Consider the following 14500-nt stretch of genomic DNA (forward strand, 5'->3'; position numbering starts at 1 on the left):
CCGAGTGGAACTCTCGGGTTCTCACGGGCTTGGAACGGAGCACGCAACTCCTGGCGCCATTTGCCGACAATGTAGGCAAGCCTCCCTGCTGCTCCACTCGGCTCCCCCTCCCGAGGTCCCCTCATGGTCCAGGTCACGCGTCCTTCCAGCCTCACGCCGTCCACCCAGGCGCGGGTCGCTCCGGAGGCCCCTGTCCGGGCCAGGGGCGCGCAGGGCTTCAACGCCATCGTGAAGGGCGACAGCTTCAGCTCGGCCGCTCCGGCGGGTTCGCAGCAGGTCAATGCGCTGCGCCTTCCCATCCCGTGGCCGGGCAAGGGCGAGGCCGACAAGATCGGCTGGATCCAGAAGGCGTATCCGCCCGCGAAGGACTCCACCGCGGAGTTCATGAAGCTGAACCAGGCGGTGCGCGCGGGCCAGAACGTGATGCCTCCCGAAGCCAAGAACTGCGTGTTCCTGGCGGTGGGCGGACTGCTCTCGGAGGCGGCGCCCAAGCAGTTCTACTTCGACAAGAACCTGGACGCGCTGGAGGCGCAGGGGCTCCAGGTCGGCCGCGTGCCGGTGGACACGGACATGGGCGTGGAGCACAACGCGGCCATCGTCCGCCAAGCGGTGCTGGAGGCTTCGAAGAACGGCAAGCAGGTGGTGCTGATTGGCCACAGCAAGGGCGGCCTGGACTCCGCGGCGGCGCTGTCGATGTACCCGGAGCTGAAGGAGCACGTGCGCGCGCTGGTGACCATCCAGTCGCCGTACGGCGGCTCGCCCATGGCGCAGGACCTGCTGGACAACCCGCTGGTGCGCTACGGCGTGGGCGGCGCGGTCGAGGCGCTCGGCGGCAGCATCCAGGCCGGTGAGGACCTGACGTACGACTCGCGCAAGGAGTTCCTGAAGAAGCACCCGATGCCCGCGGGCATCCCCACGGTGTCGATGGCCTCCACCACCGCGAACCCGACGTCGCCGCTGTTCGCGATGCAGGAGTACATGCACCAGCGCTACGGCGTGAAGTCAGACGGCCTGGTGTTGCCGCAGGACGCGTTCATCCCGGGCTCCAAGTCCGTGACCCTGTCCGGCCTGGACCACCTGGACTCCACCGGGACGACGCTGAACCCGTTCAAGCCCTACCAGCCCGAGGACCTGACCCTCTCGCTGGTCGCGATGGCGCTGAACATGCCCAAGGGCAGCTGAAGCCTCACGTCCGAAAAGCATCACGGTGAGAAGGACAACGCCTCTCGGCCCCTGACGCCTGCATGGGGGCAACTCCCTAGACACTCACTGCGATTGTGCACGCGGAGTGAGCGAGCTTCGTGGTATGTCCGTTTGTGAATAGACGGACTGCGACCGGGCTGTCCGGTCCTGTGTAAAAGTACAGACGGGGCACAAACTCAAAATGTGGCATGATTGTCTGCGAGCTGAACCGAAGGGTTCGAGCCGAAGGAGAAGGCTCGCCCTGTTGATGGCGCTGATGGGTGGGGTGATGGGGTGCAGCGAAACCCCTGCCAAGCCCGCTGCAGTCAAGAGTACCCCGGCAACCGCAGCGGTCCTGTCGGAGCATCGGTTCAAGGCCAATGCTTCGAGCAATGGGTTCCCACTGGGACATGATTGCTCCACGGGCGGCGTCTCCGACTGTGCGTCCGGGCTCTGTGTGCACGTCGGCGCGCAGCGGGATGCAGGCTATGTCTGCACGGAGCCGTGTGACGCCAGGCGCCCCTGTTCCAATGGTTGGCGATGCGCGCAGGTTCACCCCACGGATCCTTCGGCTCGCGTCTGTCTTCCCTGAAGGCAGAACCGCTGCACGTTGAAGCGCAATCCGGTTCGCCGGTCAGGCCAAATTATTATGTCGAGATGGATTTCAATGGGTTTCTCTAGAAACACGATGAGTCAGCGCGTTCCGTACTTCATGGGTCTGCTGCTGGCAGGCCTCCTGCTCATGCCAGACACCGTCCTGGCCTACGGCACGTTCAGTTTCTGCGCGCCTCCCCCCAGTGGTGGGAACACACTGGTTCAGTGGGCTTGCACCTGTCCTGATGCCAACGGCAATACAGGAACGCTGTACTGCAATGGCAATGACCCGAATGGGGGATGTCATCTGCAGACATGCCTCTATCCTCCGAATGGAAGTCAGACGGATATTGGCAACTATACATGCTGCCCTACCGGCATCACCTGTGGATCGAGCTATACGGCGTTCAAGGTCCTCAATGAAAGCTGCTACGGACCGGACTGGGAGTGCGATCTCGGCACCGAGTGCACGGCTCCGGATGATGTCTGCAAGACGGGGTACTGTGAGGCGAAGGTTGATGATGTTCTTCCCTCGGGGGAGCCCATCAACGACAGGGCTGAATGCAAGTACAGCGACTACTCCGCCTGCGATGACGAGGACGATGTATGTGACGGCGTGGGGGGCCCTGGCTGGGTCGGAGATCCGGTCGTCGTGGCGTCCCGGGGGACCCGCCACCCGGTGACCGACGTGGAGATCCAGGGGACGGTGGGGGGGCTCTCGCTGGAGCGCACCTATGCCTCATCCGTGAGACTGTGGGCCAACCAGAAGAGCCTGGGGGAGGCCGGAGGCTCTTATCTGGCACGACCGTTCGGAGCCGCCGCGGAGAACCGCGAGTCGCTGCACTGGTGGCATGATTTCTACAGTTTCGTCCATCCCGTGGGCAGCGGTGGCGGCGAAACCTGGAAGCTGCGTGAGGGAAACGGGAGGTTGCTTGAGTTCACGGGGTGCACCCGGTCCGCGACGTCGTGCCTTGCTCAGCCCGCCTCCGGCTCCAAGGAAACCCCAGCGCGGCTGGTCTGGGAGAGCACCGGTAGCGGCGCCGGTTATTTCGTCCTGCACAAGCCTGGCGAAGGGCGCTTCTTCTTCGAAGCGGTCTGGAGCCCCACGGGCAGCGCCAGTTCGTCTGACACCCGCTACTTCCTGACGCGAATCGAGGATGCTCAGCACCCGGCTCCAGGTGGTCTGCCCCGGACTCGTGCCACCTTGAGCTATGCCGTGCCCGCGGGCCTGACGTGTCCTGGCGTGGGCGCTGGACCGACGGCAGGTGTTCCCTTTCTTTACGAGGTCAGCTCCTTGGAGGGGACCCGCCTGCGATTCATCTACAAGAAGCTGCCGAGCGCACGTGCTGAAATCGGAGAGGAATGCGTCCTCGCGAGTGTGTCACTCGTGGGCGACGCCGGCGTGTTGATGCCCCTCGTGGAATACACCTATGCACCCACCGGCTCCGTGAGCGAAGTCGGAGGGCGCATCGCCCAGGCGAAGTGGCCTCAGCGCGGGGGGATGATCGAGAAGTATGAGTACAAGGACAGCACGGGTGCTCCTGCCTGGAAGGTCAGTCGAGACAGTACTCCCCAGACGCTGCACACCTACCAGAATGGCTATGTCACGTATGATTCCGAGTCCTTGACTGGCTGGTTCGAGATCAACGTGCAGATGGCCACCCGCACCACCGGGGCATGTGATTCCAGCTCCTCGCCGGAGTGCCTGGAGCGGATCATGAGCACGGTGGTGAAGCATGGCTACCTGGGGAACGGCGGCGGGTACGCGGGTTACGAGGGGCGGAGCTACGTCCAGGAGCGGACGGGCTTCGCGAGAGCCCCCCGGGTCAAGAGCATTGGGGTGGGCTGTTCCGGGACCAGCTGCACCCGGATGCAGGAGTATGTCTGGAGCACCCTGTCCAACGGCGTCGTCGTCAACCGTGCGAAGAAGGACTGGAATGGCGCCTGGACGGCCCGTGACTGGGTGGTTCCCACGGGGGCGACCTCGTCCACGCTGCCGGAGCTCCGCACGCTGGCCGTCGGCGCGACCGCCGCGGACGGGACAGGGGCCCTGGAGACCACCCACTATACGTACGAGGAAAGCACCGCCGGAGCCGGGATCGTTCTGGGAGAGCGCCTGCGCGTCGAGGAGAAGAAGGTATCGCTTCTCCAATCTGGCGCCGACGCTGTTCAGCGCAATGTGTACGACCCCCTGACGAATCGGCTCCAGGCGGTCATCCGAAGTGGCTACACGGAGGGGCTGGGCTCGGGTGGCGCGGCTCCGGTGCCAGTGCTGAAGCATCAGGCGACCTTCTATTTCACGCGTCAGGTGTGTTCGGGAGGAACCACCGATGATGCCCTGGGCCGGGTGCTGGAGGTTCATGGCCCGTGCTGGGTGAGTGGCCCCACTGCCACGGATTGCTCGGCAACACTCAACGCGACGATTCCTGTCACCCAGTATGAGTACTGGTCCGCAGGGACGGGCAACTCCAATGCCAACCGCCTGAAGAAGGTCTCCCGGTATCCGCAGGTGACCTCCGTGACGGGGTGCTCGGGGCAGACGGCCCTGGAGACCCAGTATGCGAACTACGACGTGCGGGGGAATCCCCGGAGCGTCACGGACGCCAATGGCATTGAGACGACCTATGCCTATGAGGAGGACCGGGTCACTTCCATCACGACGCAGGGGGCGACCTGGGAATACCTTTATGACAACGGAATGATGACGGCCATTCACTTCCCCCGGGGTGACTACGAGCGTTTCTGCTACCGCGGTTCAGGGTTCGGCCATTGTACGAGCGGCTGGATGGGGAAGCTCACGCTGCGAGCCAAGCAGGCGTTCTTGAACAGCTACACCTGGAGCGAGGAAGTCCAGTACGACTACGGGCTGGACCGGCAACCGCAGCGGGAGACGTTCCATTCCAACGATGGCTCGGATCTCGAGCGCAGGCAGCGCAGCCTCCGGGTGGACATGAATGGAAATCCTGCCTACGAGTTGGTGGGAGGGCGCGGCGGCGGCTATCCTCCCTATTACATCCGTCCGAAGCTGTTTGACGGAGCGAACCGATTGATGGGTGTGGGCCTCGCCTACAACTCGCCTCCCGCGTTGTGTGGCGGATTGGATGTCGACGGACGGCCCGTGTCACCGCTTTGTAATGCGATGAGTTACGACCGGGCGGACCGGTTGACCGGCGTGGATGAGTATCCGGAGATTGGAACGCGAACCGGGGGAACACGGACGTGCATGTCTTACGACGCGCACGGAAACATGGCGACGGTGCGCACGGGGTGTCCAGCCACAGGCGCGGGTGGGGACTGCACTGCTTGCGCTCAGCCTGAGTCCACCTATCGATACGACGACTTCGGGCGCGTCATCGCGGTCAAGCTGCCTTGGCAGGGGGGCGATGGGTGGACGCGCTACGACCATGACGCTGCCGGCAATCTCCTGGCGAAGCAGACGCCGCAGATGCGCGCGGATGGAGAGCACCTGGCCTATGCCTACGATGCGATGGGGCGACGTTTGTCCGCGACGCGTGTCGTGGGCGGCTCCTCGCCGCTCACGGAGACGCTCTACACGCTGGGCTACGACAACTCCGCGACACCAGATTCGAGTTGCCCGCAGCCTGTGAATACCCTGGGCAGGACGCTCTTCCGGAATGACTCCTTCGGCCAGACCTGGCTGTCATATGACGCCTGGGGGCGGGTCACGAAGGAAATCAGGGTGAGGCGTTCCGCGGGGAACACGTTCACGTGCCCGAGTGATACGCCAGCAAGCACGCTGCATACGAGTTACGCGTATTCCACGTCAGGTGACCTGTTGTCCGTGACCTACCCCTATGGGCATCGTGTCACCTACGGGTATCGCCTCTACCCCAACACCACGGTGCCTTCGGACCGGGTTGGAACTGTCACGGTCGAGCGTTGGAGCGGGAGTGCATGGACGGCGCTCGCCAGTGTGTCGGACATCCTGTGGGAGCCCTATGCGGGGCTGCGTTCCTACAAGATCAATTCCCCAGGGGCTGCGAATCCCCTCTACGTGGAATACGCGCTCGGAAACAACAGTGATGCCCCGCCTGTGTCGCCATGTTCGGAAGCGGCGCCTCCCTATTCGGATTTTACGGGGCGGCTGCGCAATGTCTGGGTTTCGTCCGCGGGGTTCTCCTGGTCGGGAGGCACGGGGAATCTGTACCGGCGGGTCAATACCTGGAAGGGAGACGAGATCATCCAGGAGGATACGTGCCTCCTGGGAGGGCCGACTCCCACGACCGTGAAGTATGAGTATGACGGACTTGGGCGGCTCAAGAACGTTACCCGTCCCGCTGGGAATGTTGCCGCGGTGGGTGGGACAGTCAGCTCCCGGAGCTACGGGTATGACGGGCGTGGAAACCGGATCAGTCAGGTCGAGGATGGAACAGCGCTGACCTTGACCCATGGCACGGGGGCTCTGGTCGACCGGCTTGAGCGCAGGCAGGGAAGCGCCGCTGGTTCGATGCTGGATTACCAGTATTCGTATGACCTGGACGGCCGCGCCATGGGGAAGCGCTGGGTAGAGGTTGCCGGGACGCCTGTGTACCAGCTGCAGTTCAACCACGGTGCGTCCGTGGGTGGTGCGTCGGAGACGGTGTTTCGCTCCGTGGACGTCAATGGAAGTACCTACGAGTACTTCTACGACGCGATGAATCGGCGGCGGCTCAAGCGCTATCCGACCACGGCGGAAGATGAGTTCTTCTACGACCTTGACCATTCGCTTCTGGTTGATCGGGGTAATCCATCTGTGTCACCACCGGTGGGAGGATTCACTCAATACGTGGATGACACCTATGTGTGGCTGGATAATCGGCCAATCATGGTGGTTCGGGGGCAGTTGACATCTGGGATGTCGCGAGTCGTGAGCCCGGTGGGAGGTTGCACCCGAAATGGGGAGGCCGCGCCGTGCGGTGTGTACTTCCCGGTAACAGATGCCATTGGTAAGCCAATTGTGATGTTTGACTCCTCGGCCAAGGTAGCTGGAACTGCGGACTACGATCCGTTTGGCCACGTCAACCGGGTAGCGCTAGGCCAGGAGTCGTCTCATCCGCTGCTTGGAACGGATGGGGGCGCCGTTCAGGAAAGCCTGCTGGCTGAAATGAGCCAACCAGTCTCGGAGGACGGCGGGGTCATGATTCGTGAGCGTGCGCTTTTCCACTTACTGGACACAGGAGATATGGCGCGTGTGGAGTTGCGCAATCAGACCGATGGCGGGGTCCTGTCCAGTGTACTGACCGCGACGGCAGCGGGACAGGTTTGGTCTCCCTGGGTTGAGCCTCCTGAGGGAAAGTCCTCAGTTGTATTGGTGACGACAGGCCCGTCAGCGCCTCAGGCCTCAGAGGGGGTCGTGGCAGAAGGGTATGAGTACCAGCGGTTCCAACGAGGTGGGCAGCCCTATTGGGTGCCGCTGCGGTTCCCGGGCCAATACCATGATGCTGAGACAGACTTGTTTGAGAACTGGAACCGGTACTACGAGGCTGCCACATCCATTTACCTGCAGCCAGAGCCGCTTCTTCAGAGCCCCAGTTTTGTGATGGGCATGGCGATGCAGGGGGTGAGCATCCCAATGTATGCCTACGCGAACAGCAATCCATTGCGTTTTGCTGATATGACTGGGTTGTTCACGGTAGACACGCGATCGATGCGGGCCTGTCTCGGGGCAAACCAGTGGAAGTGGACCAAAGCCTATGAAATACTCAGGAGGATGGCGAACAGTCCACGTTGTTCTTCGGAGTTTAGGACCAAGTATGGTGCAGATCTGAACCAACTTCTAGATTACTGGCGACCGGGTGCCACTTTGAAGTTTGGTGACATACGGCCGTCCCTGGCAGGGCAGCAGCAAGGAGACGACATCACCGTGCAGTGTAGCCTTTGGGCAGGAGCTGCAACACCCAAAGCACTTGCCGCTACGGTCGTTCATGAACTTGCGCACTACGCGAACATGAAAGCCGGAGAGCCTCTGTCGGAAGTTGCTCCTTCTCACGGTGGAGCCAACATTACCGAATTCGAGTGCGTAGATGAGTGCCAGTGGGGAGAAGACTAGTTTCAATGCGTCTGATTTATTGGGCGATTGTGTTGGTTGGTACGGGGTGTGCCCGGTCTACGAGAGTAGATCACTTCAATGACATTCTTCCTGGATGCCAGGGGGCACCTCCGGTTTCCTCTCCGTGTGAATGCCCTCCCTCGTCCCTGAGAGACGAGTTCTGTCCAGAAGACGCAGGTGAACGGTCTGGAAGCCCGCCACTCCAAACACAGAAGTAGTGATGGCTTTGTGCAGAGAAATGCCTCGTCTCTGCACCGTGCTCCTATGGCGGGCCGGAGCATTCTCGTTCTTCGCGTGTCGTAGATGTGAAAATTGAATTTGGTGATTGTGGCTGCCACGCCCGCGAAGAAGACGAGGGAGGCTGAAGCCTCACGTCCCCGTGGGGGGAGCCTGGCGCTTGAGTTCGCGCGCGGGAATCCCCGCCACGGTGGCTCCTGGCGCCACGTCCTCCATCACGAGGGCGTTGGCGCCAATCTTCGCTCCGTCTCCAATCGTCACCGGGCCCAACACCTGCGCGCCCACGCCGATGTAGACGTCCTTGCCCACTCGGGGCACTCCGGCCACGCCGGGCAGGGGCTCCAGGCTCACGTTCTGGGAGATGAAGCTCCGCTCTCCAATCTCCACTCCCGGCGCGATGATGACGCCGATGCCTCCGTAGCCCAGCTCCACCGTGGGGTGCAGCGCGGCCCTCGTGTCCACGTGGCTGTTGTGGATGCGGTCGCCCACCGTGGCCACCATGCTCGCGAGCCTGGGGTGCGCCTGGAGCCGCTTCGCGGCCCGGTAGAACGTCAGCGCCGTCGGACCCATCTGCCCACCATCCTCTTCGCGACCGGTGCCCAGCGGAACTTCGACCGCTGCAGCGTCTGCCCCATCCAGGTGTCCCGGTAGATGAACAGCCAGTGGTGCTGCCGCACCTGCTCCGTCCACTCGCGCTTGTAGGGGGCGTCATCCCCCAGCAAGTCCAGCTCGCCCAAGCCCCTCCCAATGCAGTCCTGGACCAGGCTCTCCGTCAAGAGATGCCCCGGGCTCACTTCCGACAACGTCTCGTCGTAGCCCGGCTTCATCGCCAGATATCGGCCGCTGTACTCAAGGCCGTACTGGAAGGCGATGGGCCGCCCGTCCAACCGCAGGAAATACAATCCCAGCCAACCGCGCTCCGCCGCCGTGCGCGCCAGGCCCGTGTAGAAGCCGCGGCGGTGCTCCGCCTGCGCGATCGCCGTGCCTTCCTGTGCCTTCCAGCCGCTCTGTTCCAGTGCGAAGGCCTCCTCCAACTTCGACCCCAGGCCCTCCACTTCGGCCACGCGCTCCACCTCCACGCGGCCCTTCTCTTCCAGGCGCCTGCGCCTCCTCCGCAGCGGCTTCGCGTTGCTGCGTCCCTTCGTCCACGCCGCCACCGTGGTGGGCAGCACCAGGTACGGGGAGCGCGCGCTCGGCCACGCGCCCCAGGGCATTCCCGCGCCCTTCGCCGCGTGCACCAGCTCCCAGGCCGCGCCGCCTTCGGGCACGTCCGACAGCCGGAGCACCTCCCAGCTCGGGTCGCCCATCAGGTGCGACAGGAAGGCCACCGCCGCGCGCTTCGGCTCCTCGGCTACGAGGTCGAAGCGGCAGGAGTGCTTGTTCGTCAGCGACACCAACTGCCGCACCGGCAGGCCGTACTGATGGCCCTGTTCCTCCTTGAGGCCCAGCACCGCCACCAACGTGCCCAGCGCGTTCCTCGCGGTGAGGATTCGCAGGGTGGCTCCGGGCGCGAAGTGCTCCATCCAGCAGCGCACGAACTCGTGCCGGTAGAACACCTGGTCGTCCACGCGCTTCACCAGCGCGTTCCACTCGGACTCCAGCGCGTCGAAGGCCGGAAGGCTCCGGACCTCCTCCACGCACAGGGGCTCCACGCGCTTGCGCGGCGCGGGCTCCACGGCGTTGTGCCGCGAAAGGGTAGGGACGCGCTCCCCGAGCATCGCGTCCGTGATGGGAATGTCCTCCATGTACGTCTCTCCTCGGGTCTCGCGCTCAGGGGGACTCAGGACAGCGGCTCGCCCGCGTCATCCACCGCTTCGGGGGCGGGGAGGTCCGGTCCCTGCTTCTTCAAAGGCTCGTCACGCACCAGCACGGGCCCTTCGCCCTTCGTCAACGCGTTGATGTCCAGGGGAACGTGGTGCACCGGCACCTTCGTGCTGGGGAGCTCCACGCTCGTCTTGAACACCGCCTCCGCGGACGCCGGCAGCGACGCCTCCTCCATCGCGGGCACGGGCGCCTCCACCACCGGCACCGGCGCCAGCCGCTTCGGCTGCTTCTTGAGGCCGCGGAAGAGCCAGCCGCCCTTCTGGCGCTCGTACAGCTTGCGCGTCTCCACGGCCGCCCGCGCGTGCGACACGCGGCCCGACTCCAGGTCCTCCAGCAGCATCTCGCTCAGCCGGCGGCGCGTCACGCTGTCCAGGTAGTCGAACACCTTCTCCAGCTTGCGCACCACCACCTGCGTCGCGCCGCCCGCCGCCGTGTGCGTGAGCGCGTTGATCTTCAGTTCGTGCCGCGCCCGGGCGCGCTCGGCCAGCTTGCGCAGCCGGTCCGCTTCGTCCGGCGAGCTGGCCTTGCCGACGAGCCCCGGCAGCACCGTGCGCGCCAGGCCCGCGTCCACGAAGCCCGAGTCGTCGAACGTCTCCAGCGACTCCAGCGCCCGCCGCCGCGCCTCCACCGACGTGCCCTCCAGCGCCTTGAGCGCCGTCGTCACGCGGTCCAGCGCCATCCAGCGGTACACCCAGTCCAGGCCCGTGCCCTTGATGTTCTGCGCACCCATGATGCTCACCTGCATCCCGGGCGGCACCGCGCGGGCGCACGCGTCCACCACCTGGTCGCCCGTCGCCTGCGAGTCGGACACCGGCACCAACTGCTCCAGCATCATGGCCTTGTAGGCGTCACGGAACTTCGCGTGGAACGCCTTCACGCGGCCCTGCGCATCCGCTTCGCCCCGGGGCAGGAGCGCCTTCAGCCGCGCGTGCACCGCCATGCGCGCCAGCAGGTACAGCGCGTGCTCGCGCACCTCGTCCTTCGTCGCGGCAGTCAGCACCTCCGGCAGCGGCGAAGGCTGCGCGCGCGACACCGGCGACAGCGCCTCGTCGATGAGCGGGCCCACCTCGCGCTCCAGCGCGCGGCGGATCTTCTCCACGCCCACCTCGTCGTCGCCGCCCTCCAGCGCCTTGCCCACCGCCGCCGTCAGCGCCAGCGTGGCCGTGGACTGGAGCCCCGCGCCAGCCGCGTACCGCTCCAGCCGGTCCATGAACGTCGCCATCGTGGGACGCGGCACCTTCAGCTTCGCCAGCTCCTTCGCGAGCCGTGCCTCCGCGCGGGCCTGACCCTCGGGGCTCGAGACCTCTTCCGCCGCGACGACCTCCGTGCTCAGCAGGTGCCGGTCCAGCGCGTCGCGCACGTACTTCTGGAGGCCCTCCAGGTTCGTGCCGATGAGCACGTGCCGGTCCGCGGGCGCGTCCTCCACCATGATGCGCGCGAAGACTTCCGAGCGGGACACGCGGTCCCAGCGGTTGTTGATGACCGTGATGACGGCGCGCTCCGGGTTCGCGTCCGGATCCACGTCCCCCAGGCCCGTGCGGATCCAGTTGTTCATGAAGCCCGTGCGCTCGTTCGCCGAGTGCCCGTTGATGAACTGGAGCTGGCGGCCGCGCACCAGCGCCGGCGGGAAGACCTTCAGCACGCCGATTTCCGGCTGCACGTGCTCGGCCATCAGCGCCAGCGCGTACGGCCGCGACACGCCGAGCTGCTCGGCCAGCGTGGCCACCAGCGCCATGTTGCGCGGGTGCTCGCGGTAGGGGAACAGCGCGAGGAACTCCTCGGGGATGAGCTCCGCCTCCCACCACGCGCTGTGCAGCAGCGTCGTGTCCTTCTCCTTCGCCGCCTGCTTGAAGAGCGGCAGGAAGTGGTCCTCCGTCGTCACCACCCGGCCGCCCTTGGGCATGAAGTTGGTGATGACGGACGCGACGTTGATGCCCGCCGGGCCCTGGATGTCCTCATGGTCCGGATAGGCGTTGGTCAGCGTGGCGAAGTCGTCCTTCATCCAGTCGTTCTGGAGCAGTTCGACGAAGTTGGGCTGGAGCGCCATGCACTCCCAGAGGAAGACCTCCGTGCCCAGGCGCGCGCCCAGCTCCACCATGTCCTTCTGCTCCCAGATGGTGGCCTTGTCGTAGGGGCGGAAGATGAAGAACTCGGACGGCCCGGCGCCCGGGGCGCTGTGCACGAACATCGCTTCGGAGCCCGTCGTCTTCGCGAAGACCTCGAAGCCCATGCCGGAGAAGAGCGCCGCCTTCAGGCGCTCCGTGCCGGACTTGCCGCGCGTGCCCCAGCCGCCGATGACGAGCGGAATCTTCTCCCGCGACTTGCGCACGTTCTGGCGCTTCACGTACGTGTCGCCCAGGAAGATGGAGAAGAGCGCCGCGGTGAAGAGGCCCAGCGCCGCGATGCCGTTGCCTCCCATGCCGAGGAAGTAGCCCTCGTTCTCCATGATGCGCTCGGTGAGGAGCGCCAGGAACCCGCTCTGCAGGCCCACGAGCGCGGGCGTGTGCAGCGTGGACGTCGGCTTCGGCGCGGCCTCCGGCTCGTGGAAGAGCGTGGCGAGCGGCGAGGGGACCTGCTTGTTCTGACCGTATGGCGTGAAGTGCACCTGGACGCCCAGGTCCTTCTCCACGTGCTCCACGAAGCGGCGGCGCTCGCGGGGCTCCTCGCCTCCCAGCGAGTCGAGCCGCAGCGACGCGAGCTTGCGGTAGTCCTTGGACACCTTCAGGCGGTTCGTCAGCCGGCGCAGGCGCGACGCGGGCGGCACCAGCACCGTCTCGCCGTGGCTGCTGAAGAGGTGGACCTTGCCGTCCTTGGACAGCGGCATGTCCAGCAGGTCGTCCACGGTGGGCAGGTGGCGGCCCCAGCTGCCCTGGCTCGCCACGTGGACGCGCTCGCCGGGGACCAGCGTCTCCGTGATTTCATCCAGGTGGCCCGGGTGCGCACGCAGCGTGCCGGACATCACGCGGCCGGTGGTGTGCAGGAACGCCTGGCGCTTGTTCGGCGCGGGGCGGCCCAGCTCGTGCCACATGCGCCACAGGCGGCGCTCCTGCCGGTCGCCGTGCCACAGCGTCAGCGTCTTGTCCGTGCGCTCCGCGTAGAGGCCGTGCCCGTCCTGCGACAGGTCCGCGAGGATGGCGCCCAGCCACGCGGGGCCCTCCGGCATCGGCGGCAGGTTCTCCGGCGCGGGCTGGAGCGGGATGCGCGTGCGGCTGCCCGGACGGAGCTTGGAGACACGGCCGGCGAGGAACGCCGTCCACGCCTGGCGCGCCGGATCCTTCACCCGGCGGAGCACCTGCGCCGCGGTGGCCGCTGCCTCCACCACCGGGCCCGAGGCGCCCGGCTGCGTCGTCAGCGACTCCACGGCATCCAGCAGCGCCGCGTGCGCGGGACCGAGGCCCGCGGCTCCCAGCGCTTCGGCCAGCGCGGCGGCGCGCTCGCACGACACGCGCAGCACGAGCGGCGCGGTGTCACGGCCGAGCACGTCCACCAGCACCTGGAGGGCGGGACCCTTCACCTTCGGCGATGCGAGCGCCGCGTCCACCGCGGCCAGCACGGCGGCGGTGCGCACGCGCGGGCTCGGCTCCGACAGGGCCTGTCCCGCGACGGCGGGCATGGGCTCCAGGCCCGCGAGACGGCGCAGCAGGGATTGACCATCCGGACGCTGCGCGATGAGGGCGCACAGGCCCATGCGCACGTACTCGCTGGGGTCGTTGTGCGCGACCTCGGTGAGCAGCGGCATGCGGTGCTCTTCGGAGAGCAGCGGCGCGCACTGCTCCAGCACCTGACGGCGGAAGAGGAAGTCCTTGTCCGACGGGGCCTTCGCGCGCAGCCGCTGGCGCAGCAGGGTGATGCCCTCGAGCACGTCCACCGTGAGCAGCGCGCGCAGGGCCTCCGCCTGGAAGAACGGGCTCACGTCCTCCTGGCCCGCGAGGCTCGTCAGCGTGGGGCCCACTTCGGGCAGCGACGCGGCGACACCCGGCACGGTCTGCGCGAGCTGCCGGAAGGCCTCCAGCGCGGCGAAGCGGTTCTGCGCTCGGGGTGCGTCCACCGCGCGGTCCAGGAGCTGCCTCGCCAGCGGCACGGCGGCGGGCTGGAGCTCCTTGGGGGGGGCCGTGGCCAGCACGCCCGTCAGCGCGCGCAGCGCCGTCTCTTCTTCGATCAACAGCTTGTGGCGGCGCTTCTCCTGCCGCTCGCGCAGGGCGTCGAAGCCCATCCACCGGTCCAGGGCACGCAGGTCCTCCTTGCGGTCCTTGCGGTCCTTCACCGTGGCCTTGATGTGATCCACCAGGACCTGGCGGCGCGCGGCGTCATCCACCGCCTCGTTGTGCTGGCGGGTGAACTGGACGATCTCCGCGTGGATCGCCGCCAGCTCCGTCTCCAGGGCCTCCAGGGCCACGCCCAGCCACGGGGCCAGCCCTTCCAGGCCCGCGGGGCGGGGACAGGTTTCCGTCAGCCGCTGGGCCAGGACCTCGACCGAGGCCCCCCGCACACGCCGGTGCAGGGGGGGCAGGGCTTCCAGCAGCTGGGATTCGAGTGGTTCGTTCGCCGGGTGCATGTCGCGGCCAGAGCTATTCATTGCTTGAGAAACCTGCCCGGCCCCCCCAGGCACGCGTT

The 14500-nt window shown here is 66.1% G+C and carries 5 protein-coding genes; 2 read left to right on the forward strand and 3 right to left on the reverse strand.

Features of this window, described 5'->3' with window-relative positions; translation table 11 throughout:
- Window positions 1-123: 123 nt before the first annotated feature.
- Both JYK02_RS01550 and JYK02_RS01555 read left to right on the forward strand, forming a co-directional pair.
- Window positions 124-1182, forward strand: a complete 1059-nt coding sequence (locus tag JYK02_RS01550; protein ID WP_207048073.1) for an esterase/lipase family protein — start codon at window positions 124-126, stop codon at window positions 1180-1182.
- A gap of 688 nt (window positions 1183-1870) precedes the next feature.
- Window positions 1871-7825 carry an RHS repeat protein gene (locus JYK02_RS01555; RefSeq protein WP_207048074.1) on the forward strand — a complete coding sequence of 1985 codons (5955 nt, stop codon included), beginning with the start codon at window positions 1871-1873 and terminating at the stop codon, window positions 7823-7825.
- A 369-nt stretch (window positions 7826-8194) separates the two neighbouring features.
- On the opposite strand, the gene JYK02_RS01560 is transcribed toward JYK02_RS01555, so the two are convergent.
- The 3 genes from JYK02_RS01560 to JYK02_RS01570 are packed head-to-tail and all read right to left on the reverse strand — an operon-like array spanning window position 8195 to window position 14462.
- The gene (locus JYK02_RS01560) at window positions 8195-8632 is read right to left on the reverse strand and encodes a serine O-acetyltransferase (protein ID WP_207048075.1); all 438 of its coding nucleotides are present in this window, start codon (window positions 8630-8632) and stop codon (window positions 8195-8197) included.
- Window positions 8614-9807 carry a GNAT family N-acetyltransferase gene (locus JYK02_RS01565; RefSeq protein WP_207048076.1) on the reverse strand — a complete coding sequence of 398 codons (1194 nt, stop codon included), beginning with the start codon at window positions 9805-9807 and terminating at the stop codon, window positions 8614-8616. The genes JYK02_RS01560 and JYK02_RS01565 overlap by 19 nt, the downstream gene beginning before the upstream one ends.
- A gap of 35 nt (window positions 9808-9842) precedes the next feature.
- Window positions 9843-14462, reverse strand: coding sequence for a hypothetical protein (locus JYK02_RS01570; RefSeq protein WP_207048077.1), 4620 nt, complete (start codon window positions 14460-14462; stop codon window positions 9843-9845).
- Window positions 14463-14500: the final 38 nt, after the last annotated feature.

The organism is Corallococcus macrosporus (assembly GCF_017302985.1).
GTDB classification, from domain to species: Bacteria; Myxococcota; Myxococcia; order Myxococcales; family Myxococcaceae; genus Corallococcus; species Corallococcus macrosporus_A.